Consider the following 25,229-nt stretch of genomic DNA (forward strand, 5'->3'; position numbering starts at 1 on the left):
CCGTCCGGGTGCGCGCCGTCGTCGGCCTCAGCCGGTCACGGCCTCCCAGGCGGCGCGCAGGGAGTCCTCCGACGGGGTGGCGAGCGTGGTCGGGCAGCAGATCTCCTCGAGCACCACGAAGCGCAGCGCCCCGTCACGGGCCTTCTTGTCCCCTGCCATGGCGGCCCGGACCTCCTCCCAGGACGCGTCCCCCTCGTAGCGGGTCGGCAGACCCACGGCCCGGAGCAGCTCCCGCACCTCGTCGGTGCCCGGCCACAGCCCGTGCTCCTCCCCCAGTGCCGTCGCGAACACCATGCCGATGGCCACCGCGTCGCCGTGGCGCATCCGGTAGCCCTCGACCTTCTCCAGGGCGTGGCCCAGGGTGTGACCGAAGTTGAGGAACTCCCGCACCCCGGCCTCGCGGGTGTCCGCCGCCACGGCACGGGCCTTCACCGACAGTGCCCGGTGGACGAGCTCGGCGAGGAAGGGCCAGCTCCGGGGGTCGTCCGAGATCCCGGCTCCCTCACCAACGCGCGCCAGGACGTCCCGGCCGCCGTCCACGTCGCCTGCGTCGATGTACCCGCTCTTGATCACCTCGGCCAGGCCGGCGCGCACGTCCTCGACGGGCAGGCCGGCCAGCAGGTCCAGGTCCGCCACCACGGCCCGGGGCTGGTGGAAGGCGCCGACCAGGTTCTTGCCCGCGGCGGTGTTGATGCCGGTCTTCCCACCCACCGAGGCGTCCACCATCGCCAGCAGGGTGGTTGGGACGTGGACCACGTCGATGCCACGCATCCAGGTGGCGGCCGCGAAGCCCGTCACGTCGGTGGCCGCTCCCCCGCCGACGGCCACGAGCAGGCCGCCCCGGTCCAGGCCGGCTGCGGCGCACGCCTCCCAGATGCCCGCGACGCCGTCGAGCTGCTTGCCCGCCTCGGCGGCCTCGATACCGTGGACGTGCACCCGGATCCCAGCGCCCTCCAGGGCGCGGTGGACGCGCTCGGTGGCCGCCTCCAGGCCGGGCTGGTGCACCACGAGGGCGCTCGGCGGAACGGCACCGGTGGCCGGCAGCAGCAGGCCGAGGTCGTCGAGGACCCCGTGGCCGATCGAGACGGGGTACGCCCCGCTGCCCTCGCTGGTGGTGACTGCCACGCGCAGCCCGCTGCGCGGACCCGTCGGCCAGCGCCGGGCATCGGGGAGCTCGGCCACGTGCTCGGCCACGACGCGGGCCACCTCGTGCGGAGGCCGCCCGGTGGTGTCCACCACCTCCGTGGCCAGCTCGGCGTAGGTCGACTCCCGCGCCGCCGCGAGCTCCCGCCAGCGGGCCAGGGCGTCGTCCCCGGCGAGCAGGGGCCGGTCGCCCCCGGCCAGGCGCTCGGCCACGGTCGTCTCGTCGACCTGCAGCCACACAACATGGCCCCCGTCCGCGGCGAACTCCCGCAGCGCCCCGGCCACCCGGGGGGTCATGACCGCCCCTCCGCCCAGGGCCACCACCCGTCCGAGGTCCACGGGCAGGTCCGTGCCGCGCAGCGCGTCGGCCACCGCGTCGGCCTCGAGCTCACGGAAGGCGGCCTCCCCACGGGTGGCGAACAGCTCCGCCACGGTGCACCCGGCCCGCTCCTCCACGAGGGCGTCGGTGTCCACCAGGGCCGCTGACGCGTCGCCCGCCAGGAGCGCGCCGACGGTCGACTTGCCGCTGCCAGGCGCCCCGATGAGCGCGACCGCCGCCGGTAAGGGCTGCAGCGAGGAGCTCACGCGGTGCCGCCCGTCGTCGCGATGCGCTGGCGGTAGTGCGCCAGCGCCGCGAGGGTGTCCTCGACGTGGTCGCCACCGAACTTCTCCAGCAGGGCGCGGGCCAGGACCAGGCACACCTCCGCCTCCGCGACCACACCGGCCGCCGGGACGGCGCAGACGTCCGAACGCTGGTGGTGGGCCGTCGCGGCCTCACCGGTGGCGGTGTCCACGGTGCGCAGGGCGCGGGGCACGGTGCTGATCGGCTTCATGGCCGCCCGCACGCGCAGCAGCTCCCCGGTGCTCATGCCGCCCTCGACGCCACCGGACCGGTTGGTGAGGCGGCGGACGCCACCGTCCTGCCACTCCATCTCGTCGTGGGCGCCGGACCCGGGGCGATCGGCCCCGAGGAACCCGTCCCCGAGCTCCAGGCCCTTGATCGCCTGGATGGACATCAGTGCCCTCGCAAGCTGGGCGTCGAGGCGGCGGTCACCGTGCACGTGCGAGCCGAGACCCGGCGGCAGGCCCACCGCCACGACCTCGACGACCCCACCGAGGGTGTCCGCGTCCGCCTTCGCGGCGTCGACGGCCTCCACCATCCGAGCGGCGGTCTCCCCGTGGGCGCAGCGCACCGGGTCGGCGTCCACCCGCTCGCGCCCGGTCGGTGTGGCGAGCTCCTCGCGTGCCGCCACGTCCAGCGCGTCGGCGGGCAGGTGCACACCGCCGAGGGCGACGACGTGGCTGCCCACCTCGATGTCGGCGGTCGCCAGCAGTCGACGGGCGACCTCACCGAGCGCCACGCGGGCTGCGGTCTCCCGGGCACTGGCCCGCTCCAGCACCGGCCGGGACTCCTCCAGCCCGTACTTCTGCATGCCCGCCAGGTCCGCGTGCCCGGGCCGGGGCCGGGTGAGCGGCTTGTTGCGGGCGACCTCACGGGTGTCCCCCCGCCCGGCGTCGACCTGCAGGTCCTCGGGCGCCACGGGATCGGCCGACATGACCTTCTCCCACTTCGGCCACTCGGTGTTGTCGATGCGGACGGCCACCGGGGACCCCATGGTCACGCCGTGGCGGACGCCACCCAAGAGGGAGACCCGGTCGGCCTCGAAGGACATGCGCGCCCCGCGGCCGTGTCCCAGCCGGCGCCGGGCCAGCGCACCGGCCAGGTCGTCGGTGGTCACCCCCACGCCGGCAGGCATTCCCTCGAGGACGCCCGTCAGGGCCTCACCGTGCGACTCTCCGGCCGTCAACCACCTCAGCATGGTCACACCCTATGCAGCGCGCGCAGCGACTCCGGCAGGCCCGCCGCGGTGCCCTGCACCGTGGGGCGCCGACCGGTCATGAGCTCCACCTGGTCGACGGCCTGCTCCACCAGCATGTGGAGCCCGCTCACGACGTGGCCACCAGCATCCGACACGGCGGTCGCCCACGGGTGGGGCCAGTCCGCGTACAGCGCGTCGACCCAGACCAGATCGCGTGCTGATCCGGCCTCGTCCGCGCCGGTCCACGATGGGGTCGGCAGCTGCTCCCACCACCCGACCGGCAGGGTGCTCAGGACCAGATGTCTCCCGCTGACCACCTCCGCGAGCTGGTCCAGGCCGAGCACCGTCACGGTCATGCCGAGCTCCTCGGCGAGCTGCAGGAAGGCCGGGCGGGGCTCAGAGCGGACGACGAGGCTCAGCGACCGCACCCCGCAGGCGTGCAGGGCCAGCAACGCCGAGCGCCCCGTGGCCCCCGAGCCCAGCAGCACGACCTCCGGCACCTCGTCCTCGCCACCGGTGACATCCCCCTCGCGCGCGGGAACCGCCCGCCGCACCACCCGTGCCAGGGCCGGGACGTCGGTGTTGTCCGCCTGCCAGCCCCCGGGGCGCAGCACGAGCGTGTTCGCCCCGGCCGCGAGGCGCGCCGTCCGTGAGGTGCCGGCCTGGGCATCGCCCAGCGCGAGAGCCTCCTCCTTGAGCGGCATCGTCACCGAGAAGCCGGTCACGCCGCGCTCGGCGTACAGCTCCTCGACGACGTCCCGCAGGCCACCCGCGGGCACGTCCACCCGCTCGTAGGACCCGTCCTGCAGCCCGAGCTCGCGCCACGCCGCCCGGTGCAGCACCGGGGACAGCGAGTGGGCGACGGGGTGCCCCAGCACCACTGCATGGGGTGCCACCTCGGCCGGGGAACCGGTCAGCACTGGCCCTCGTTCTGCTGGCACCACCGGTTGAACATGCCCACGTAGCGCTGGTGCTCGGTGAAGGTGCGGGAGAACTTCGTCTCCCCCGTCACCGGGTTGACCGTCACGAAGTACAGGTAGTCGGTGTCGTCGGGGTCGTTCGCCGCCTGGATCGCCGCGCGTCCGGGGCTGTTGATCGGTCCCGGGGGCAGGCCCTTGTGCACGTAGGTGTTGTAGGGGTCCTTGCTCTCGCGCTGCTCCTTGGTGGTGCCGGCACGGCCACGCTCCTGGTGCACGAAGTGCACGGTCGAGTCCATGCCCAGCTCCATGTCCTGGTCCAGCCGGTTGAGCACCACCGAGGAGACCTTGCCGCGGTCGGCCTGACCGGAACTCTCCCCCTCGACGATGGAGGCGACGGTCAGGGTGCGCTCCCACTCCTTGCGGGGCACCTCCTCGCGCTCCAGCTCCTTGGTGGTCTGCTCGACCATCTTGCGCACCTGGGTGCGCGCGTCGTCGTCGACGTCGAAGTTGTAGGTCGACGGGAACAGCCAGCCCTCGAGCTCGCCGCCGGCCTCCTTCGGCAGCCCCACGTCCTGCGGCTCCAGGGCGTCGTAGTCCTTCCGCGGCTCTCCTGTCTCCTTCGCGAGACGGTCGAAGGTCTCCGACACCCACTGGCCCTCGGGCACGGTCACCTTGTCCACGCGCAGGTTGCGGTCGTCCAGCAGTCCCTCGATCGCCGAGACCGAGCTCATCCGCTCCTTGAGCACGTAGGTGCCCGGCTGGAGTCGCTCGATGCGGGGCTCCAGGCGTGCCAGCTCGTTGAAGGCCTCCGCCGAGGCGACGACCCCGTTCTCCTCCAGGATCTTGCCGACGGCGTAGCCGCTGGACCCTTCGGGGACCTTCACGGTCTTCTCGCCCTCGCCCTCCCCCTCGTAGTCGGGATGGCTGCCGAGCTCCGGCAGGGCGATGGCCGAGAGCACCGGCGAGAGCGTGTCCCAGGTGAGCGCCGATCCCACTCCGGTCAGGGCCAGGGCACCGGCCACAACGGCGGCCACCCGCCCCCGCGGGGGCGGTGCGGGGGCCCTGCGTGGGAGCCTCGAGGGACCGGACCGTGCCACGCGCCCTGCCCCGGAGTTCGTCGTCTCGTTCATGCGTCCTGTCCCTTGCGTCGACGGGGCTTGCGCCCAGGGACGAGCTCGCCGACGGCACTGCCGCGTCGCCACCCGTCCAGGGCCCCCTGCAGGATCTCCACGGCCGCGGCCTGGTCGATGCGGCTGCGCTGCTCGCGTGCCCGCACCCCAGAGGCGCGCATGCCCCGGGCGGCCGAGACGGTGCTCATGCGCTCGTCCACCAGCCACACCCGCACCTGAGGACCGAGGGCCGCGGCGAGCCGCCGGGCCCACGAGCGGGCCTCGGCGGCGGAGGTGCTCTCGTGCCCGTCCAGATGGCGAGGGAGCCCCACCACGACGCCGGTGGACGCCGGCGTGTCGCGCACCAGCTCGACGACCCGTTCCGGGGCCGCGCCGTCCTCGGTGACGGCCACCGTCTCGACCGGCGTCGCAAGCACCCCGTCGGGGTCGCTGCGGGCGACCCCGACCCGGGCCAGGCCGACGTCGACGCCCCACACCACGCCGGGCAGGGGGCTCGGGTCGGTCGCCACGGCGCCGGAGAGGGGAGTCGTCACGCGTGCTCCCGCGGTCAGGCCGAGGCGACCGCGTCGCGCACGGCGGCCAGCGCCTCGGCGGCCTTGGCGTTGTCCTGGCCACCACCCTGCGCGAGGTCGTCCTTGCCGCCGCCACCACCGCCGAGGGCGGAGGCCGCGGCCTTCACCAGGGCACCGGCCTTCACACCGGCACCGCGGGCCGCCTCGTTGGTCGCCACGACGACCACCGGCTTCTCCCCCGCGGTCGAGACCAGGGCGACCGTCGCGGCGGTGTCACCGAACTTCCCGCGCACGTCCTGGGCGATGCCGCGGAGCTCGCCGCCGTCGACGCCCGCGAGCTCGGCCAGCACCAGCTGCACGCCACCGACCTGCTCGGCGGTGTCGGCCAGCCCGGCCGTCGCCCCCTTGGCCTGCTCGCGCTTCATCTGCTGGATCTCACGCTCGGCCTCCTTGAGGCGCGTGACGAGCTGGCCCACGCGGTCCTTGAGCTCGGTGGGCTGCACGCCGGCGATGGAGCTGAGCTCGGCCACCAGCGCACGCTCGGTCGCCAGGTGGCGCAGCGCGTTGACCCCCACGAAGGCCTCCAGGCGTCGCACACCCGAGCCGACGGAGGACTCACCGGTCAGCGTCAGCGCACCGATCTGGCTGGAGTGCTGCACGTGGGTGCCACCGCAGAGCTCGCGCGACCACGGGCCGCCGATCTCGATGACGCGCACGTCCTCGTCGTAGGTCTCGCCGAACAGTGCGAGCGCGCCCCACTCCCGGGCCTCCGGCAGCGGCATCCAGTGGGCGCTGACCGGCAGGTCGTCGCGCACCGCGAGGTTCGCGACCTCCTCGAGCTCGCTGCGGGTGGCGGCGTCCAGCGCCTTGTTCCAGGCGAAGTCGAGGCGCAGGTAGCCGGGCTTGTTGTAGGAGCCGGACTGCAGGGCCGATGGGCCGAGGACCTGTCGCAGCGCCGCGTGCACCACGTGCGTGCCCGAGTGGGCCTGAGCGGCCTCCAGGCGCCAGGTGGGGTCCACCTCGGTGCGGGCGTCCGCGCCCTCGGTCACCTCGCCGGAGAGCACCTTCACCGTGTGGGCGACCAGTCCCTTCACCGGGCGCTGCACGTCGGTCACCTGCAGGCGCGCCCCGTCCAGGGTGATGACACCGGAGTCGGCGATCTGGCCACCGGACTCGGCGTAGAAGCTCGTGGTGTCCAGCACCACCTGACCGGTCTGCCCCTCGGACAGCCCCTGCACGCGCTCACCCTCGCGCACCAGGCCGAGCACGCGCCCGTCCGTGGCGAGCGTGTCGTAGGCCTTCCAGACGGTGGCACCCAGCTCACGCAGCCCGCGCCACACCGCGGTGTTCGCGTGCCCGGACTTCTTCGCCTTGGCATCGGCCTTGGCGCGGGCCCGCTGCTCGGCCATCAGGCCGCGGAAGCCCTCCTCGTCCACGGTCAGCCCCTGCTCGGAGGCCATCTCCAGCGTCAGGTCGATCGGGAAGCCGTAGGTGTCGTGCAGGGCGAAGGCCTTGTCCCCGGGGAAGACCTGCTGCCCCGCGCCCTTCGTCTCCCGGGCGGCCGCGTCGAAGATGTTCGTGCCCGCCTCCAGCGTGCGGCGGAAGGCCTCCTCCTCCGCGTAGGCGATGCGGGTGATGCGCTCGAAGTCGGTGCGCAGCTCCGGGTAGGACTTGCTCATCTGCTCCATGGAGACCGGCAGCAGTTCCGGCAGGCAGGCCTCCTGCACTCCCAGCAGGCGCATGGAGCGCACCGCACGGCGCAGCAGGCGGCGCAGCACGTAGCCACGCCCCTCGTTGCCCGGGGTCACGCCGTCGCCGATCAGCATCAGCGAGGAGCGCACGTGGTCGGCCACCACGCGGAAGCGCACGTCGTCGCCCTCGTCGGCGCCGTACTCCCGCCCGGCCAGCTCCTCGGCGCGCTCGATGACGGGGTACACCTCGTCGATCTCGTACAGGTTGTCCACGCCCTGCAGCAGGTAGGCCACGCGCTCCAGGCCCATGCCGGTGTCGATGTTCTTGGCCGGCAGCGGCTCCACCACGCGGAACTCGGCCTTGGATCGGACGTCGGTGATCATCTCGGTCTGGAACACCAGGTTCCAGATCTCCAGGAAACGGTCCTCGTCGGCCTCCGGGCCGCCGTCGGCGCCGTACTCCGGGCCGCGGTCGATGTAGATCTCCGAGCACGGGCCACCGGGGCCCTCGACGCCCATGTGCCAGTAGTTGTCGTCCAGCCCACGACCCTGGATGCGCTCACGGGGGACGCCCACGGCCAGCCAGTGCTCGATCGCCTCGGTGTCGCCCTCCGGGTAGTCCGGGTGGTACCCGGCGCCGAGCACCGTGACCCACACCTTCTCCGGGTCGAAGCCGAAGTAGCCCTCCTGCTGCGAGCCGGTGACGAGCTTCCAGGCCAGCTCGATGGCCCGCTTCTTGAAGTAGCCGCCGAAGGAGAAGTTGCCGTTCATCTGGAAGAAGGTGCCGTGACGGGTGGTCTTGCCGACCTCCTCGATGTCACCGGTGCGCACGCACTTCTGCACGCTCGTGGCGCGCTCCCACGGAGGCGTCTGCTGCCCCAGGAAGTACGGCTTGAAGGGCACCATGCCGGCGTTCACGAAGAGCAGGTTCGGGTCGTCGAGGATCAACGGCGCGCTGGGCACCACGGTGTGGCCCTCGCCCTCGAAGTAGGCAAGCCACCGGCGGCGGATCTCAGCGGTTTCCATCGCAACTCCTGATGATGTGGACGATCCTGGGGCGGCGTCGCGGGGACGCCTCGACGTCCACGGGCCGGGCCCGGGGACACACCTGCACCGTCGACCGGCACGGTCGACGGTGCAGCGTATCGCGGACACCTCCACGCACCGCGGCGACGCCCGGGCCACAGCCCCTCGAACCGGGGGGACGACCCGGCCCCGGTCAGTCCCCGCCGACCCACACGGTGGTCAGGTCCGGTGTGCCGCGCACCGGGTCGATCCGCACCTCGTGGACCTCGGTGCCGAAGGCGGCGGTCACCTGCTGCTGGTCGACCGGCAGGGCCGGCAGGTGGTGGTCGCGGAGCCGGCGGTCGAACCGGGCCCACTCCTCGGCCTGCTCCTCCATCGGGAGCTCCTGGATGCGGTCCATCTCCTCGTCCAGACCCTCCGAGGCCAGGTGCCCCACCGAGTCACGCTCCTCCCGGGCCCCGCTGTCGAACAGACGCGGGTAGACCGCGTCACCGCCGGGCCAGTCGGGGCACCACTGGGAGGGCCCCAGCAGCAGGTTCGCCTCGGCGTCGTGGGCGGTCGTGAACTCCTCCAGCCGGTCTGCCGGGACCCCGATCGTGCGGACGGTGAAGCCGGCGGCCTCGAGCGCCTCGCGCCTGGCCTCGTTGACCTCGTCGGCTCCCTCGCGGTCGTGGGCGTAGTACCAGGACAGCTCGAACCCCCGCTGCCCCACGGCGTCCAGCATCCCGCGAGCGGTCTCGGGGGTCCCCGGCCCCTGACCGGGCAGCAGCGGTGAGGACTCGGGGTCGAAGCCGGGGGCGGAGTCCCTCAGGTAGCTCGTCGCCGGTCGAGCGGTCCGCTCCGAGGTACCCCGGGCCGCGCGCTCCTGGTTGTACGGCCAGGCCACCGCGATGGCACGCCGCACCTCGATGGGGATGGTGCGCGTGTCCATGGAGACGAACGAGACGCACGGCCCGGGCCCGGTGACGAGTCGGTCCTCCTCGTCGCGGAGCTCCTCCGGGACGCCGTCGGCGAGTCCGTCGTGGTACAGCGCCGTCCGGTCGTCACCCTCGCTCCGGCCGACGCGGCCGGCCAGGTCCTCGGGATCGCCGCCGAACTCGAACTCGATCGTGTCCGGGTACTGGTGGCGCCCCGGGTCCGTCGTGGGGTCCCACTGGTCGTTCTTCTCCAGCACCAGCCGCTTGCGCTTGTCGAAGTACTTGAACTCGTACGGGCCCGTCGCCATCGGGTTGGGCCCGTACCGCTCACGGGTGTCCTTGTCCTGGGGTACGGGCGACATCTGCGTGGTGGCGGCGAAGTGGGGCAGCGACGGCCACGGGCGGTCCAGGTGGATCTCCAGGGTGCGGTCGTCCACGACCTCGACCCCGGCGAAGTCTCCGCCGTCCTCGAACGGACCGTCGTAGGAGTCCCCGCCCTCGAGGAACTCACGCTGGTGGGTCGGCTCGCCGGGCAGCTCGTCACCGACGAAGGAGCGCTTGATGCCGTAGGCCACGTCCTCGGCCGTCACGTCCGAGCCGTCCTCGTAGCGCAGGTCGTCCTTCAACGTGAACGTCCAGGTGAGGCCGTCCTCGGACACGGTGCCGAGGTCGGTGGCGAGGTCCGGCACCAGCTCGGAGGTCCCGTCGGGGGTCGTCCGGTACTGGGTCAGCCGCCGCACCGTGAGGTCCAGGATCGCGTCCAGGCCCGGCTCGTGCTGGCCGGAGGGATCGAAGGTGCTCGGCCGGGCGGTGCTCAGGACGTGCAGCGTGCCACCGGGCTCCGCGCCCTCGACGTCCGGGGCGGGGCCCTGTGCCTCGGGGTCGAGCCCCTCGGGCGTCGGGTCCGGCTCCTCCGTGGGGTCCGACTCCTGACCGTCCGGTGCCGAGCGCCCGGAGTCGCTGCTCCCCGATCCGGACGGACCAGTTCCGGACGGCCCGGTCCCGGTCGCTCCGTCGGAGGACGCGCCCGTCGGGTCCGGCGAACCCGTGGGGTCCTCGGTTGCACTCCCCCTCGGCGACGCCCCGCCGGTCGGGTCCTCCGCCGAGCTCGAGGTGGGTGCCGCACGGTCGGAGGTCGGTGCCGAGCTCGACCCCGGGTCCCGAGGCTCCTCGCCGCCGTCGCAGGCCGCGACGGAGACCGCGCACACGGCCACGATCGCGGTGAGTCCCGCACGTCGCATGACACGTCTCCTTCCGGCGCCGAAAGGTCCATCATGCGGACCCCGGGCCCCGGGCGCCACCCGAGAACGCGTGTCGTGCGCCTCCCCGCCACCCGCTCGGGCCACGGGGGCTCAGCCGGAACGGCGCCCCAACCGCGCACGCAGGCGGTTCCACCGCTCGGCGAGCGTCCCCTCGAAGCCACGACCGGACGGCTCGTAGTACCGGGCGTCCGCGAGGTCCTCGGGCAGGTACTGCTGGGCGGCAACCCCGTCCTGTGCGTCGTGGGCGTACTGGTAGCCGACGCCGTGCCCGAGCTGTTCCGCACCGCGGTAGTGCCCGTCCCGCAGGTGGGCCGGGACGCTGCGCCCCCTCCCCGCCCGCACGTCGGCCAGGGCGGCGTCGACGCCTCGGTAGACCGCGTTAGAGGGCGGCGCCATGGCGACGTGGACGACGGCCTGCGCCAGCACGATCCGTGCCTCGGGCATGCCGATCTGCGCGACCGCGTGCATCGCGGCCACGGCCGTCTGCAGCGCCGAGGGGTCGGCCATCCCGACGTCCTCGCTGGCAGCGATGACCACCCGCCGCGCGATGAAGCGGGGGTCCTCCCCCGCCTCGATCTGCCGGGCGAGGTAGTGCAGGGCGGCGTCGACGTCGGAGCCGCGCATGGACTTGATGAAGGCGCTGGTGACGTCGTAGTGCTGGTCGCCGTCGCGGTCGTAGCCGACCACCGCCTGGTCCAGGGCCTGCTCCACGTGACCGGCGGTGACCAGCACGGCCTCGTCCTGCCCATCGGTGCCCGGTGGGAGGGCGGACTCCGCCGCACCGGCCGCCGCCTCCAGCGTGGTGAGCGCACGCCGCCCGTCACCCCCGGCGAGGCGGACCACCGCGTCGCGGGCGGCGTCCTCCAGCGTGAAGTGCCCGGCCAGGCCGCGCTCGTCGGCGACGGCGCGGTCCAGCAAGGTGCGCACGTCCTCGTCGTCCAGGCTGGTGAGCCGCACCAGGATCGAGCGGCTGAGCAGCGGGGTGACGACCGTGAAGCTGGGGTTCTCGGTGGTGGCCGCCACGAGGATGACCGTCCGGTCCTCCACCCCGGGCAGGAGGGCGTCCTGCTGCGCCTTGGTGAACCGGTGGATCTCGTCCAGGAACAGCACCGTCTGGCGCCCGTACATCGCCTTCTCACGGCGGGCGGAGTCCATCACCGCCCGCACGTCCTTGACCCCGGCCGTGACCGCGGACAGCTGGACGAAGGTGCGTCCCGCGGCATCGGCCACCAACCGCGAGAGGGTCGTCTTGCCCGTGCCCGCCGGCCCCCAGAGGATCGCCGAGGAGGCCCCGGCGACGCCCTGACGTCCCTCGATGAGGCGACGCAGCGGGCTGCCCGGCGCGAGCGCCTCCCGCTGGCCCACGACCTCCTCCAGCGAACGCGGCCGCAGGCGGGCAGCGAGGGGCTCGTCCGGGTTCCAGCCCCCCTCCGGTGCGGGATCGGCCGGTGCGGCCCCCGCGGACCCTCCCCCGTCCGGCCGCCCCCGCCCCGGGCTGGCGCTGCTGAACAGGTCCGGGGCGTCAGTCATGCGCCCAGCCTAGGTCGGGCCCCACCCGGCCGCCGGGTCCGGCCCGCCCCGGGTGCGAGGATGCGCGCGTGCGCTGGATCAGGACCCATGACGAACTGCTCGAGGCCTCCGGGGACGACCCCTACGTCCGCTGGGGCGTTCCGACCGACCTCCCGGTGCCGGTGCTGGAGCACCGGGGCGCCTTCGCCACGCTGCGGGTCCGCCACCGCCTCGGCCGGGTGCACCGCTCGGCCTTCCTGTTCGGGACGCCCGAGGGCATCGCACCCCTGGTCCACGAGGCCGTGGACGACCTGCTCGCCGAGTGGGAGGCCCACGGCATCAGCGTGCCCGCCGAACACGGACACCTGCTGGACCGGCACGGCATCCCGCCCGGCGGTCGGTGGGACTGGATGTGGGTCACGAACCCGGTGACGACGGGCTCAACCGACCGGGCACCTGCCGACGCCGGCGGCCGTGCCCTCGGCCCGCAGGACGTCGTGACCCTGGACGACGAGACCGACGCGGCGGAGATGGCGGCCTTCTCCGAGCGCTGGTCCCCCACGGCCGAGGGTGAGCCCGGCAACGCCTTCTCCACCCTCTGGCGGGGCGTCCGACGCGGGGCCCTCGAGGGCCGTCCCGACACCGGCGAACTGCTCGCGCTGGGGGCCAGCCAGCCGTTCACCGACGGCGTCCCCCACCTGGCCGGCATCGTCACCCACGGGGAGTTCCGCGCCCGGGGCCTCGGACGGCTCGTCACCGAGTCGCTGACGCTCAGCGAGGTGGAGCGCACGGGCGTCTGCACGCTGGGGATGTACAGCGACAACGACGCCGCACGCGCCCTGTACCGCTCCATCGGCTACGAGACGGCCTGGGCATGGGACAGCCGGCCGTGGCACACGCCCACGGCCGGCTGCTGCTGAGCCTGCTCAGCTGGTGCGCGGGTTGACCTCCGGGGCGCCCTGCGGCTCGGCGTCCTCCTCGGGCTCGAAGTCGACGCCCGCCTCCTCGCGCTGCTGCGCGGTGATGGGCGCCGGCGCGTCGGTCAGTGCGTCATAGCCGCCACCGGACTTCGGGAAGGCGATGACGTTGCGGATCGAGTCGCTGCCCGAGAGCAGGGCGACGACGCGGTCCCAGCCGAACGCGATGCCGCCGTGCGGCGGGGCGCCGTAGGCGAAGGCGTCGAGCAGGAAGCCGAACTTCTCGCGCGCGGTCTCCTCGTCCAGTCCCATCACGCCGAACACGCGCTCCTGCACGTCACGTCGGTGGATACGGATCGAGCCACCGCCGATCTCGTTGCCGTTGCAGACCAGGTCGTAGGCGTAGGCCAGGGCCTCACCCGGGTTGGTGTCGAAGTCCTCCAGGCACTCGTCCTTCGGCGAGGTGAAGGCGTGGTGGACGGCGGTCCACTGCCCCGCACCGACGGCGACGTCGCCGGAGGCCACCGCATCGGCCGCGGGCTCGAACATCGGGGCGTCGACCACCCACAGGAACGACCACGTGTCCTCGTCGATGAGGCCGCACCGCTTGCCGATCTCCAGGCGGGCCGCACCGAGCAGGGCGCGGGCCTCCTTGGCCGGACCGGCGGCGAAGAAGATGCAGTCACCCGGCTGCGCGCCGGCCTGCGCGGCGATGCCGGCCTTCTCCTCCTCGGAGATGTTCTTGCTCACCGGGCCGGAGAGCTCGCCGTCCTCGCCGACGAGCACGTAGGCCAGGCCCTTCGCACCGCGCTGCTTGGCCCACTCCTGCCAGGCGTCCAGCTGCTTGCGCGGCTGGCTCGCACCGCCGGGCATCACGACGGAGCCGACGTAGGGCGCCTGGAACACCCGGAAGGGGGTGTCGGAGAAGAACTCCGTGCAGTCGGTGAGCTCCAGGTCGAAGCGCAGGTCGGGCTTGTCCGAGCCGTACTTCTCCATCGCCTCGCGGTAGGTGATCCGCGGCATCGGGGTGGGCACGTCGACGCCGATGAGGGCCCACACCGCGCGGGCGATCTCCTCACCCAGGGCGATCACGTCGTCCTGGTCCACGAACGACATCTCGATGTCCAGCTGGGTGAACTCCGGCTGGCGGTCGGCGCGGAAGTCCTCGTCGCGGTAGCAGCGGGCGATCTGGTAGTAGCGCTCCATGCCGGCGACCATGAGCAGCTGCTTGAACAGCTGGGGGCTCTGCGGCAGGGCGTACCAGCTGCCGGGTGCCAGTCGGGCCGGCACCAGGAAGTCGCGGGCACCCTCGGGGGTCGACCGGGTGAGGGTCGGGGTCTCGACCTCCACGAAGTCGTGCTCGGCAAGCACGGACCGGGCCGCGGCGTTCGCCTTGCTGCGCAGGCGCAGGGCGGCACCGGCGGAGCGGGCACCCGGCCGGCGCAGGTCCAGGTAGCGGTACTTGAGGCGGGCCTCCTCGCCGACCTCGACGCGCTCGTCGATCTGGAAGGGCAGCGGGTCGGCGGTGTTGAGAACCTCCAGCTCGCCGGCCACCACCTCGACCTCGCCGGTCGGCAGCTCGGCGTTCACGTTGCCGTCGGGGCGCACACGGACCTCGCCGACGATGCGCACGACGTACTCGTTGCGCAGGTCGTGGGCGCCGCCGGACTCCAGCACCTCGTCCCGGGCCACCACCTGGGCCACGCCGGAGGCGTCGCGCAGGTCGAGGAAGGCGACGCCGCCGTGGTCGCGGCGCCGAGCCACCCAGCCGGCGAGGGTCACAGTCTGGCCGGCGTGCTCCGCGCGGAGCGTGCCGGCCTCGTGGGATCGGATCATGGTCGTCCTTTCGGGTCGGGTCTCCCGACGCACGACGACCGGCCCGGACGGAACTGCCGCGCACGACGGGGAACGGCAGCCCGGGAGGTGTGGGCGGGGGCCAGGTCGCGGTGCCACCACACCTTCGCCGAGGGGACCCCGGCCTCTCGTCGGTCCGCCGCACGCGCGGTCCGCAGGATCACGCGGGTCGTCACTCCGCCCTGCATGACGGCCTGGATTCTGCCAGCCCGCGGCGCCCTCGCGCCAACCGGATCGGCAGCGGTCCACGCGGCTCCACCGGCAGCGGTCGCTTGGCCGGTGCCCGGGTGCTCAGCGGTGGTCGACCGGGCCGAGCTCGAAGGGGGCGTCCGCGGGGCGTGCCGTCGCGTCCCCCCGCAGCACCCGCTCCAGGGCCAGGACGCCGATCACGGTGCTCGGGTTGTGCAGACCACCGGTGTGGAGCGCCTCCAGCAGGGCACCCAGCGGCACCCAGTGGCCCGTCATGTCGGCCTCCTCGGCCTCGCGCTCGAAGTCGTCCTCCACGACGTCCGCGAGCCCCCGGGCCCAGAACACCCGGATCGCCTCGGCCGAACCGCCCGGGGTCGTGTGGTAGTCCACCAGCGTCGCCCAGTCCGAGGCCGTGAGCCCGGCCTCCTCGGCCAGCTCCCGGGCCGCGGCCTCCACCATCGGCTCCCCCGGGACGTCCAGGAGGCCGGCGGGGACCTCCCACGCCACCGAGCGCACCGGGTGGCGGTACTGCCGCACGCAGTACACCTCGACCTCGGAGGCGTCCTGCGCCCCCGGTGCCGGACGGGTCGCGACGACCGCGACGGCGCCGGGGTGACGGGTCCACTCCCGCCACGCCCGGCCGTCGGGCAGGTCCACCTGCGCGCCGACGAGGGGGTAGCGCGCCCCGTCGTGGAGCACCTCCTCGGGACCGGCGCCCCGGTCGCGCGGGAGGTCGCGGACCTCGCCGCGCGTCTCCGGGCGCGGCGCGGACAGGCCGATCCCCTCGGTCATGCCCGGTCGCCGCCCTGCTGCTCCAGCGCGGCGCCGATGAGCCCGGCGAACAGCGGGTGCGCGCGGTGCGGGCGCGACTTGAGCTCCGGGTGCGCCTGCGTGCCGACGTAGTACGGGTGCTCCTCGCGCGGGAGCTCCACGAACTCGACGAGCTTGCCGTCCGGCGAGGTCCCGCTGAGCACCAGCCCGGCGGACTCCAGCTGCTCGCGGTAGGAGTTGTTCACCTCGTAGCGGTGGCGGTGGCGCTCGCTCACCTGCGTGGCGCCGTAGGCGGTCGCGGTCACGGAGCCCTCGGCCAGGGTCGCGTCGTAGCCGCCCAGCCGCATCGTGCCCCCGAGGTCGCCCTTGCCGCCGACCACGTCGAGCTGCTCGGCCATCGTCGCGATGACCGGGTGGTCGGTGTGGTCCTCGAACTCCGAGCTCGAGGCACCCTCCAGGCCTGCGTGGTTCCGCGCGTGCTCGATGACCATGCACTGCATGCCCAGGCAGATGCCCAGGGTGGGCACCTTCTGCTCACGGGCCCACGCCAGGGCACCGAGCTTGCCCTCGATGCCGCGGATGCCGAAGCCTCCCGGGACGAGCACCGCGTCCGCGCCCTCCAGCGCCTCGCGGGCGCCCTCCGACGTCTGGCAGAGGTCGCTGGCCACCCAGCGCAGCGAGACCTTCGCGCGGTGGTGGAAGCCACCGGCGCGCAGGGCCTCGGAGACCGACAGGTAGGCGTCGGGCAGGTCCACGTACTTGCCGACCAGCGCCACCTCGACCTCGTGCTCCGGCTGGTGCACGCGGGTGAGCAGGTCGTCCCAGGCGGTCCAGTCGACGTCCTTGAAGGGCAGCCCCAGGCGACGGATCACCACGGCGTCCAGGCCCTCGGAGTGCAGGACCTTCGGGATGTCGTAGATGCTCGGCGCGTCGGGGCAGGTCGCCACGGCCTCGCGGTCCACGTCGCAGGACATCGAGATCTTGTTCTTGATCGACTCCGGCAGCTGACGGTCGGTGCGCACCACGACCGCGTCGGGCTGGATGCCGTACTCGCGCAGCCTGGCCACGGAGTGCTGGGTCGGCTTGGTCTTGAGCTCGCCCGAGGGGCCGATGAAGGGCACCAGCGAGACGTGCAGGAAGAAGACGCTGTCGCGTCCCAGCTGGTGGCGCACCTGGCGCGCCGCCTCGAGGAAGGGCAGGGACTCGATGTCGCCGACCGTGCCGCCGATCTCGGTGATGATCACGTCCGGCCGGTCCGCCGGGTCGTCGGTGTGCGCGGCGGCCCGCATGCGGGAGACGATCTCGTTGGTGATGTGCGGGATCACCTGCACGGTGTCACCCAGGTACTCGCCGCGGCGCTCCTTGGCGATCACCGAGTGGTACACCTGCCCGGTCGTGACGTTCGCGCCGGCGGTCAGGTTGTCGTCGAGGAAGCGCTCGTAGTGCCCGATGTCGAGGTCGGTCTCACCCCCGTCCTCGGTGACGAAGACCTCGCCGTGCTGGAAGGGGTTCATCGTCCCCGGGTCCACGTTGATGTAAGGGTCCAGCTTCTGCATGGTGACCTTCAGGCCACGCGAACGCAGGAGGAGTCCGAGGGAGGATGCGGTCAGTCCCTTCCCGAGGGAGGAGACGACGCCGCCGGTCACGAAGATGTGTCGAGTAGTGGCCACCACGGGCTGCCACTCTACGCTGCCGGCAGCCCCGTTCCGGTCACCCCTCCCCGCGAGCCGCCTCCACGAGCTCGGCCGCGTGCTCACGGGCACTGCGGCTGTCGGCGACACCACCCAGCATCCGGGCCAGCTCGGCGAGCCGCTCCTCCCCCTCGACCACCGTGACGTCGGAGGTGGTCACCGACCCGTCGTCGCTCTTGGAGATCACCAGGTGGCGGTCGGCGCACGCGGCCACCTGCGGCAGGTGGGTCACGACGATGACTTGCCGATCGGCGGCGATCCGGGCCAGCCGGGCCCCGATGGCGTGCGCGGCCGCACCTCCGACACCGGCGTCGACCTCGTCGAACACCATCGCGGGCACACCACCCTCGGCGGCCCCGAGCACCATCTCCAGGGCGAGCATCAGCCGGCTGAGCTCACCACCGGAGGCAGCCTTCGCCACCGTGCGGGGCGGGACGCCCGGGTTCGGGGCCATCCGGATCTCCACCCGGTCCGCACCGTGCGGACCGGGCCGGGCCTCCTCGACGGCCACGCTCACGACCGCCTTCGGCATGGCCAGGGCCTGCAGCTCGACCGTCACCCGCTCACCCAGGCTCGCGGCGGCCTCGCGGCGCACCGCGCTCAGCGCGTCGGCCGCGGACCGTGCGCCGGCCTTGGCCTCCTCCAGCTCCGCCACCAGCCGGTCACGGTCCTCGTCCGAGGTGCCCAGGCCCTCCAGCTCGAGGGCGGCAGCCCGCCCCCAGGCCAGGGCCACGTCCGCCGACGGCTCCAGACCCTCACCCAGCAGCGCAGGGTCACGTGCCGGGTGGTCCGTGGCACCGTCCTCCTCGGGTGCCACCTGCTCCCCCTCGGGCAACAGCTCCGGGCGGCCGAACTCCTGCGCCAGCGAACGCAGGGCCGCCCGACGCTCGTGGAGGGCCTGCAGCTCGCCCGGGTCCAGGTCCATGCCCGCCACCCAGGCCGACAGGTCGCTCGCGAGCTCGTGGGTCAGGACGGAGAGCTCGCTCACCCGACGGTGGAGCTCCTCGGTCTCGGAGTCCACGTGGGCCACCCGCTCCAGCGCCGCCCTGGCCTGGCCGACCAGCTCCTCCGCACCGGGTTCCGGCATCGCGGCGGTGGGGTCACCGGACATCGACGACGCCGCCAGCTGTCCCGCCTCCACGAGGTCGGCGGCGTGGTCGAGCCGCGCCACGCGCTCCCGCAGCCGGGCCTCCTCACCCGGCTCGGGGTCCACCGTCTCCAACAGGTCGAGTCCCTTGCGCAGCCACGCGGCCCGCTGCGCCCGGAGCGTGCGCTCCGCGTCGAAGTCCCTGACCCTGCGGTCGAGGTGGATGACCTTGCTCCGTGCCTGACGGTAGGCCTCGAGCCGGGTCCTCACCGCCTCACCGCCGAAGGCGTCGACGACCTCCCGGTGGGCGTCCGCCGAGAGCAGACGCCACTGGTCGGCCTGTCCGTGGATCGCCACCAGCAGTTCGCTGACCCCCGCGAGGGTCCGCAGCGGCATGCGCGCGCCACCCACCGAGGCGGCCGATCGCCCGGCCGCGCTGATCCGGCGACTCACGAGGAGCTCGTCCTCCTCCACGACCCCACCGGCCTCGTCCACGGCCTGCAGCGCTGCGTGCCCCTGGCTGCCCGCAGCCAGGTCGTACACCCCGTTGACCACGGCCGCATCGGCTCCGTGGCGCACCCAGCCGGAGTCCGCACGTCGCCCCAGCAGCAGCGACAGGCTCTGGACCACCATGGTCTTTCCCGCGCCCGTCTCACCGGTGATCACGGTGAGACCCGGTGAGAGATCGACGGTCGCCTCCTGGATCACGCCCAGGTCCCGGATCTCGATCGTCGACAGCCACGGCTCGTGCCGCGTCCCGGACGTCTCAGGCGCCGTCATGCGGACACCTCCTCGGCCTTCCGCGTACGGGCAGCGCCACGCCAGCCCTCCACCGACAGCCCGAACTTGCGCACCAGACGGTCGGTGAACGACGAGCTCGTGAGCCGCGCGAAGCGGACCGGCTCCTCGCTGCGGGCCACCTCGACGCGGCACCCAGGTGGCAGGTCCGCGACGTGCCGACCGTCGCACCAGAGCACGCCGGTACCCGGTGACTCGGGGATGACCTCCACCGCGAGCTCGGTCGTCGGCCCCAGGACGAGCGGACGCGCGAACAGGGCGTGGGCGCTGATGGGGACGGTCAGAATGGCCTCGACGTTCGGCCACACGACGGGCCCCCCGGTGCTGAAGGCGTAGGCGGTGCTGCCCGTGGGGGTGGACAGGATGATGCCGTCGCAGCCCCAGGTCGCCAACGGGCGTCCGTCGACCTCCAGGGCCAGCTCGACCATCCGCTCGCGCGAGCCCTTCTCGACCGTCGCCTCGTTGAGCGCCCAGCCGCGAGCCACCTGCTCCTGCCCCTGGAAGACGGCCACGTCCAGGGTCATGCGGTGCTCGACCGTGTAGTCCCGTTCAACGATGTGGGCCACGGTCCGTTCCACGTCCTCGCGCTCGGCCTCCGCGAGGAACCCCACGTGCCCGAGGTTCACCCCCAGCAGAGGCGCCCCCAGGTCCTTCGCCACCGCCGCGCCCCGCAGGATGGTGCCATCCCCGCCGAGCACGACGACCAGCTCCGGCCGGTGGCCCTCACCCAGCTGCTCGATCGGCAGCTCACCGTGCTCCAGCAGCGCCCTGGTCTGGTCCGCGGGCACGAGCACCTGGAGTCCCCGGTCAGCCAACAGGCGTGCGACCACGCACGCGACGGACATCGCTTCCTGCCGACCGGGATGAGCACACAGCACCACCTCACGGGTGGACGGGCCCGAACCCTCAGAGGTCGGCAGTGCGGACATCGTCACCGCTCCAGAAGTCGTCGTCATGGGGCAACCCACTGTGCCACGCACCACCCACGACCTCACTCGCAGCCTCGCCCGCCCGGGTGCGCAGGATGAACTCGAGGTTCCCGTGGGTTCCGACCGTCCCGCTCGGCACGATCGACACCGGCCGCAGGCCCTCCTCGCCGACGGCCTCGAGCACGCGGCTTACGGCCTGCCGCCGGTCCTCTCCCCGGCGCACCACACCGTTGCGCGACACGCCTGGCCCCACCTCGAACTGCGGCTTCACGAGGACCACGGCCTCACGCTCGTCCCGCAGGAGCCACCGGATGCTGCCCAGCACGTGTACCAGCGAGATGAAGCTGACGTCGCACACGACGAGGCCCGCCATCCCCTGCCGCAGCCCGGCGCCTTCCAAGGCATACACGTCGCGGGCGTTGACGCCTTCCAGGTTCTCCACCCGCGGATCCGAGGCGACGGAGGCCTCCAGCTGGTCGTGCCCCACGTCGACAGCCCACACCCTCGAGGCGCCGTGGTCCAGGAGGACGCGGGTGAAGCCTCCGGTCGAAGCCCCCACATCCACGGCCTGCACGCCACTCACCTGAAGATCGGGCCACACCTCCAGGGCCTGTGACAGCTTCCGCTGAGCACGGCTCACCTCGTCTCGAGCCTCCAACCCCGCACCCGTCAGCGCCACACGTGACGGCTCGGCCTCCTGAGAGGCCTTCAGGGACGCGCTGCCCTCAACCAGAACAACGCCCGCATCGATCATGCGGCGGGCATGCGTGCGGGACCGTGCCAAACCCGCCTCGACCAGGGCTCGGTCCAGTCTCACGAGCCGACACCGGGCGAAGGCGCGACGTCTCCGGGACCAGGGACTGCAGACCGACCGGACTCCCCCGGACCCTCCTCCAGGTTCCGCTCCAGATGATCGACATCCCCTGCCAGCTCCTCGAGCCGGGCCGTCAGCACCTCAAGGTCCACCTGCTGGGTTCCGGGAAGAACCGGCTGATCCTGCGAGGGGTCCGTCATGGGGTGGATTCTACGCCGGTCCTGGTGCACACCACCCCACACACAACCCCCAGAACACAACCGGGCACCACACATCACCCCGAGACTGACCGGCCCCCCCCCGAACACCACCAAGCAGCCCAGATTTGCCGGCCACCCCCCGAAACACCGCCCCCCCCCCACGCGCCGCCCCCCCCCCCCCCCCCCCCCCCCCCCTCCTCACCACCCCCCCCCCCCCCCACCCCCCCACCCCCCCCATGCCCTCCTCCTCACCAGGACACCCCATGAGCGAGTCCCAGAAACGAAGGGGCCCGTACACCACACCACGCCCGGTGGTGTCACCTTGGTCTCGGGTATGCAAAAAGGGCGAAGAAGGAAGACACCAGTCTGAACCGTCTCCGGTTCCCGACACAGGAACCTGGTTCACAGGTGATGCTTCCCTCTCCACCCTTTCGCGTAAAGAGGAGTTCGGCGACGTCCTACTCTCCCACACCGTTCCCAGTGCAGTACCATCGGCGCTGAAGGGCTTAGCTTCCGGGTTCGGAATGTGACCGGGCGTTTCCCCTTCGCTATGACCACCGAAACACTGTCGTACTCACACACAACAGCATCCCAAACCACCCACAACAGGGTGGTGGCATGTTTTTGTTCATCCCGGGGTGTGTTTTCCGGGAACCACACAGTGGACGCGTAGCATCTTTGTAGCAAGTCATCGGCTTATTAGTACCGGTCAGCTCCACACATTACTGTGCTTCCACATCCGGCCTATCAACCCAGTAGTCTAGCTGGGAGCCTCCCACCCTCAAAGGGGCATGGAAACCTCATCTTGAAGCGTGCTTCCCGCTTAGATGCTTTCAGCGGTTATCACTTCCGAACGTAGCTAATCAGCGGTGCTCTTGGCAGAACAACTGACACACCAGAGGTTCGTCCATCCCGGTCCTCTCGTACTAGGGACAGCTCTTCTCAAGTTTCCAACGCGCGCAGCGGATAGGGACCGAACTGTCTCACGACGTTCTAAACCCAGCTCGCGTACCGCTTTAATGGGCGAACAGCCCAACCCTTGGGACCTACTCCAGCCCCAGGATGCGACGAGCCGACATCGAGGTGCCAAACCATGCCGTCGATATGAGCTCTTGGGCAGGATCAGCCTGTTATCCCCGGGGTACCTTTTATCCGTTGAGCGACGGCGATTCCACAATCCACCGTCGGGTCACTAGTTCCGACTTTCGTCCCTGCTCGACCTGTACGTCTCACAGTCAAGCTCCCTTGTGCACTTACACTCGAAACCTGGTTACCAACCAGGTTGAGGGAACCTTTGAGCGCCTCCGTTACCCTTTGGGAGGCAACCGCCCCAGTTAAACTACCCACCAGGCACTGTCCCTGATCCGGATCACGGACCGAAGTTAGATACCCAGAGCGACCAGAGTGGTATTTCAACGATGACTCCACACACGCTGGCGCGTGTGCTTCACAGTCTCCCACCTATCCTACACAAGCCGCACCGAATACCAATACCAAGCTGTAGTAAAGGTCCCGGGGTCTTTCCGTCCTGCTGCGCGTAACGAGCATCTTTACTCGTAGTGCAATTTCGCCGAGTTCGTGGTTGAGACAGTGGAGAAGTCGTTACGCCATTCGTGCAGGTCGGAACTTACCCGACAAGGAATTTCGCTACCTTAGGATGGTTATAGTTACCACCGCCGTTTACTGGGGCTTAAGTTCAGAGCTGCACCCATACAGGTTGACTCGTCCCCTTAACCTTCCAGCACCGGGCAGGCGTCAGTCCGTATACATCGTCTTGCGACTTCGCACGGACCTGTGTTTTTAGTAAACAGTCGCTTCTCCCTGGTCTCTGCGGCCTTCACCGCTGCCACCAGCATGTGGTTTCACGGATCAGGCCCCCCTTCTCCCGAAGTTACGGGGGTATTTTGCCGAATTCCTTAACCACGATTCACTCGATCGCCTCAGTATTCTCTACCTAACCACCTGAGTCGGTTTGGGGTACGGGCGGCTAGAACCTCGCTAGAAGATTTTCTCGGCAACATAGGATCACTGACTTCCCGCATGCGCGGTCACCATCAGGTCTCAGACACATGGCACCCGGATTTACCTAGATACCGTCCTACACCCTTGGACGTGGACAACCATCGCCACGCAACAGCTACCTTCTTGCGTCTCTCCATCGCTTGGCTACTACTGCTTCGGGTCCCGGGCTCACACCATCATCACGACACAAAGTGCCGATCAGCAGTGATCACACGGTTAGCATCCACAGCCTCGCCAGGGGCGGTCCTTCGCCGGTTCCGGAATATCAACCGGATGTCCATCGACTACGCCTGTCGGCCTCGCCTTAGGTCCCGACTTACCCAGGGAAGATTAGCTTGACCCTGGAACCCTTGGTTATTCGGCGGACGGGTTTCTCACCCGTCTTTCGCTACTCATGCCTGCATTCTCACTCGTGCAGCATCCACGACTGGATCACTCCGCCGCTTCACTCGCTGCACGACGCTCCCCTACCCAACTTTCGTTGCCACAACTTCGGTGGTGTGCTTGAGCCCCGCTACATTGTCGGCGCGGAATCACTTGACCAGTGAGCTGTTACGCACTCTTTAAAGGGTGGCTGCTTCTAAGCCAACCTCCTGGTTGTCACAGCAACTCCACATCCTTTCCCACTTAGCACACGCTTAGGGACCTTAGTTGGTGATCTGGGCTGTTTCCCTCTCGACTACGAAGCTTATCCCCCGCAGTCTCACTGCCACGCTTCACTTACCAGCATTCGGAGTTTGGCTAACGTCAGTAACCCGGTGGGGCCCATTAGCTATCCAGTAGCTCTACCTCTGGCAAGAAACACGTGACGCTGCACCTAAATGCATTTCGGGGAGAACCAGCTATCACGGAGTTTGATTGGCCTTTCACCCCTACCCACAGCTCATCCCCTCAGTTTTCAACCTAAGTGGGTTCGGTCCTCCACGCCGTCTTACCGGCGCTTCAACCTGGCCATGGGTAGATCACTCCGCTTCGGGTCTAGACCCAGCGACTCAGACGCCCTCTTCGGACTCGCTTTCGCTACGGCTTCCCCACACGGGTTAACCTTGCCACTGAGCACTAACTCGCAGGCTCATTCTTCAAAAGGCACGCAGTCACCCCGAAGGGCTCCTACGGCTTGTAGGCACATGGTTTCAGGAACTATTTCACTCCCCTCCCGGGGTACTTTTCACCTTTCCCTCACGGTACTTGTCCGCTATCGGTCATCAGAGAATATTTAGGCTTACCGGGTGGTCCCGGCAGATTCACACGAGATTTCACGGGCCCCGTGCTACTCGGGAACACAACACAGACAGTGCCAGCAGTTTCGTCTACGGGGGTCGCACCCTCTCTGCCCGGCCCTTCAAGACCGTTCGACTACCACCAACATTTATCACTGCCCCCAGGACTGGTAGATCCCGGACGACTGGTCCCACAACCCCGACCACGCAACCCCTACCAGGTATCACACGTGACCGGTTTAGCCTCATCCGCTTTCGCTCGCCACTACTCACGGAATCACAATTGTTTTCTCTTCCTGTGGGTACTGAGATGTTTCACTTCCCCACGTTCCCTCCCTCTACCCTATATATTCAGGTAGCGGTGACTGGACTTGCCTCCAGCCGGGTTACCCCATTCGGAAATCCTCGGATCAACGTCTAGTTATCGACTACCCGAGGCTTATCGCAGATTCTCACGTCCTTCATCGGTTTCTGATGCCAAGGCATCCACCATGTGCCCTTAAAAACTTGACACAAAGATGCTCGCGTCCACTGTGAAGTTCTCAAAAAACAACCCCATGACCCCCACCAGCACCACACACGCAGCACCAGCCAAGAATCAAGGAAACCAGGCAAAAAGCCCACCAACCAACCCAACAGGCCAGCTGGCACGCTTGGTCCCTGGGGACCCAACAGTGTGTCAACAACACCCCACACACCCGCAGCACTTTCCCAACACCCCACACAGGAGCACCGTACTCACACCACGAACACACGAGACGTCATGATCAATCGATGTTCCACCCAGAAGCACCCTCCGTGCCACAG

The 25,229-nt window shown here is 70.6% G+C and carries 16 protein-coding genes, 2 rRNA genes and 1 pseudogene; 1 reads left to right on the forward strand and 18 read right to left on the reverse strand.

Going from position 1 to position 25,229, the window contains the following annotated elements:
* Nucleotides 1-27: 27 nt before the first annotated feature.
* From aroB to ACY8FT_RS04270, 8 genes are all read right to left on the reverse strand, one after another.
* Nucleotides 28-1,728, reverse strand: coding sequence for a 3-dehydroquinate synthase (aroB, locus tag ACY8FT_RS04235; RefSeq protein WP_462417685.1), 1,701 nt, complete (start codon nucleotides 1,726-1,728; stop codon nucleotides 28-30).
* Complete coding sequence (gene aroC, locus ACY8FT_RS04240; RefSeq protein ID WP_462417686.1) at nucleotides 1,725-2,963, reverse strand: chorismate synthase; 1,239 nt, start codon at nucleotides 2,961-2,963, stop codon at nucleotides 1,725-1,727. Before aroC ends, aroB begins: the two co-directional genes overlap by 4 nt.
* A 2-nt stretch (nucleotides 2,964-2,965) precedes the next feature.
* The gene (locus ACY8FT_RS04245; protein WP_462417687.1) at nucleotides 2,966-3,883 is read right to left on the reverse strand and encodes a shikimate dehydrogenase family protein; all 918 of its coding nucleotides are present in this window, start codon (nucleotides 3,881-3,883) and stop codon (nucleotides 2,966-2,968) included.
* Nucleotides 3,877-4,917: an endolytic transglycosylase MltG gene (gene mltG, locus ACY8FT_RS04250; RefSeq protein WP_462417688.1), complete on the reverse strand. Its 1,041-nt coding sequence runs from the start codon at nucleotides 4,915-4,917 to the stop codon at nucleotides 3,877-3,879. The genes ACY8FT_RS04245 and mltG overlap by 7 nt, the downstream gene beginning before the upstream one ends.
* A gap of 92 nt (nucleotides 4,918-5,009) precedes the next feature.
* Nucleotides 5,010-5,546, reverse strand: a complete 537-nt coding sequence (gene ruvX, locus ACY8FT_RS04255; RefSeq protein WP_462417689.1) for a Holliday junction resolvase RuvX — start codon at nucleotides 5,544-5,546, stop codon at nucleotides 5,010-5,012.
* 14 nt (nucleotides 5,547-5,560) lie between these two features.
* Complete coding sequence (gene alaS / locus ACY8FT_RS04260; protein WP_462417690.1) at nucleotides 5,561-8,242, reverse strand: alanine--tRNA ligase; 2,682 nt, start codon at nucleotides 8,240-8,242, stop codon at nucleotides 5,561-5,563.
* A gap of 193 nt (nucleotides 8,243-8,435) precedes the next feature.
* A complete protein-coding gene (locus tag ACY8FT_RS04265) occupies nucleotides 8,436-10,400 on the reverse strand; it encodes an ABC transporter substrate-binding protein (protein ID WP_462417691.1) in 1,965 nt (654 codons plus the stop codon).
* 111 nt (nucleotides 10,401-10,511) lie between these two features.
* Nucleotides 10,512-11,951: a replication-associated recombination protein A gene (locus ACY8FT_RS04270; protein WP_462417692.1), complete on the reverse strand. Its 1,440-nt coding sequence runs from the start codon at nucleotides 11,949-11,951 to the stop codon at nucleotides 10,512-10,514.
* Between the two features lie 68 nt (nucleotides 11,952-12,019).
* On the opposite strand from ACY8FT_RS04270, the gene ACY8FT_RS04275 reads away from it, so the two are divergent.
* Nucleotides 12,020-12,850, forward strand: a complete 831-nt coding sequence (locus ACY8FT_RS04275; RefSeq protein WP_462417693.1) for a GNAT family N-acetyltransferase — start codon at nucleotides 12,020-12,022, stop codon at nucleotides 12,848-12,850.
* A gap of 6 nt (nucleotides 12,851-12,856) precedes the next feature.
* Here the strand turns inward: ACY8FT_RS04275 and aspS are convergent, their stop codons facing one another.
* From aspS to ACY8FT_RS04325, 10 genes and pseudogenes are all read right to left on the reverse strand, one after another.
* Entirely contained in the window at nucleotides 12,857-14,683 is a 1,827-nt protein-coding gene (gene aspS / locus ACY8FT_RS04280) for an aspartate--tRNA ligase (RefSeq protein ID WP_462417694.1), read from the reverse strand.
* Nucleotides 14,684-14,992: 309 nt separating this feature from the next.
* Complete coding sequence (locus ACY8FT_RS04285; RefSeq protein ID WP_462417695.1) at nucleotides 14,993-15,682, reverse strand: NUDIX domain-containing protein; 690 nt, start codon at nucleotides 15,680-15,682, stop codon at nucleotides 14,993-14,995.
* Entirely contained in the window at nucleotides 15,679-17,331 is a 1,653-nt protein-coding gene (locus ACY8FT_RS04290; protein WP_462418394.1) for a CTP synthase, read from the reverse strand. The genes ACY8FT_RS04285 and ACY8FT_RS04290 overlap by 4 nt, the downstream gene beginning before the upstream one ends.
* Before the next feature lie 40 nt (nucleotides 17,332-17,371).
* Entirely contained in the window at nucleotides 17,372-19,219 is a 1,848-nt protein-coding gene (locus ACY8FT_RS04295; protein WP_462417696.1) for a DNA repair protein RecN, read from the reverse strand.
* Nucleotides 19,216-20,166 carry an NAD kinase gene (locus ACY8FT_RS04300; protein WP_462417697.1) on the reverse strand — a complete coding sequence of 317 codons (951 nt, stop codon included), beginning with the start codon at nucleotides 20,164-20,166 and terminating at the stop codon, nucleotides 19,216-19,218. The genes ACY8FT_RS04295 and ACY8FT_RS04300 overlap by 4 nt, the downstream gene beginning before the upstream one ends.
* Entirely contained in the window at nucleotides 20,144-20,920 is a 777-nt protein-coding gene (locus ACY8FT_RS04305; RefSeq protein ID WP_462418395.1) for a TlyA family RNA methyltransferase, read from the reverse strand. The genes ACY8FT_RS04300 and ACY8FT_RS04305 overlap by 23 nt, the downstream gene beginning before the upstream one ends.
* Before the next feature lie 9 nt (nucleotides 20,921-20,929).
* Nucleotides 20,930-20,983: pseudogene (locus ACY8FT_RS04310) on the reverse strand (hypothetical protein); the annotation flags it as partial.
* Entirely contained in the window at nucleotides 20,980-21,180 is a 201-nt protein-coding gene (locus ACY8FT_RS04315) for a hypothetical protein (RefSeq protein WP_462417698.1), read from the reverse strand. The pseudogene ACY8FT_RS04310 and the gene ACY8FT_RS04315, both read right to left, overlap by 4 nt.
* Before the next feature lie 445 nt (nucleotides 21,181-21,625).
* Nucleotides 21,626-21,742 (reverse strand): 5S ribosomal RNA (gene rrf, locus ACY8FT_RS04320).
* A gap of 117 nt (nucleotides 21,743-21,859) precedes the next feature.
* A 23S ribosomal RNA gene (locus ACY8FT_RS04325) occupies nucleotides 21,860-24,935 on the reverse strand.
* Between the last annotated feature and the right edge of the window lie 294 nt (nucleotides 24,936-25,229).

It is taken from the genome of Kytococcus sp. Marseille-QA3725 (genome assembly GCF_054950055.1).

Bases quoted from the DNA above. Each gene is read 5' to 3' on its own strand.
- alaS (WP_462417690.1), bottom strand. From the start codon at position 8,242: ATGGAAACCGCTGAGATCCGCCGCCGGTGGCTTGCCTACTTCGAGGGC.
- aroC (WP_462417686.1), bottom strand. From the start codon at position 2,963: ATGCTGAGGTGGTTGACGGCCGGAGAGTCGCACGGTGAGGCCCTGACG.
- ACY8FT_RS04315 (WP_462417698.1), bottom strand. From the start codon at position 21,180: ATGACGGACCCCTCGCAGGATCAGCCGGTTCTTCCCGGAACCCAGCAG.
- ACY8FT_RS04300 (WP_462417697.1), bottom strand. From the start codon at position 20,166: ATGTCCGCACTGCCGACCTCTGAGGGTTCGGGCCCGTCCACCCGTGAG.
- ACY8FT_RS04295 (WP_462417696.1), bottom strand. From the start codon at position 19,219: ATGACGGCGCCTGAGACGTCCGGGACGCGGCACGAGCCGTGGCTGTCG.
- ACY8FT_RS04265 (WP_462417691.1), bottom strand. From the start codon at position 10,400: ATGCGACGTGCGGGACTCACCGCGATCGTGGCCGTGTGCGCGGTCTCC.
- ACY8FT_RS04305 (WP_462418395.1), bottom strand. From the start codon at position 20,920: ATGATCGATGCGGGCGTTGTTCTGGTTGAGGGCAGCGCGTCCCTGAAG.
- aspS (WP_462417694.1), bottom strand. From the start codon at position 14,683: ATGATCCGATCCCACGAGGCCGGCACGCTCCGCGCGGAGCACGCCGGC.
- ACY8FT_RS04270 (WP_462417692.1), bottom strand. From the start codon at position 11,951: ATGACTGACGCCCCGGACCTGTTCAGCAGCGCCAGCCCGGGGCGGGGG.
- ACY8FT_RS04285 (WP_462417695.1), bottom strand. From the start codon at position 15,682: ATGACCGAGGGGATCGGCCTGTCCGCGCCGCGCCCGGAGACGCGCGGC.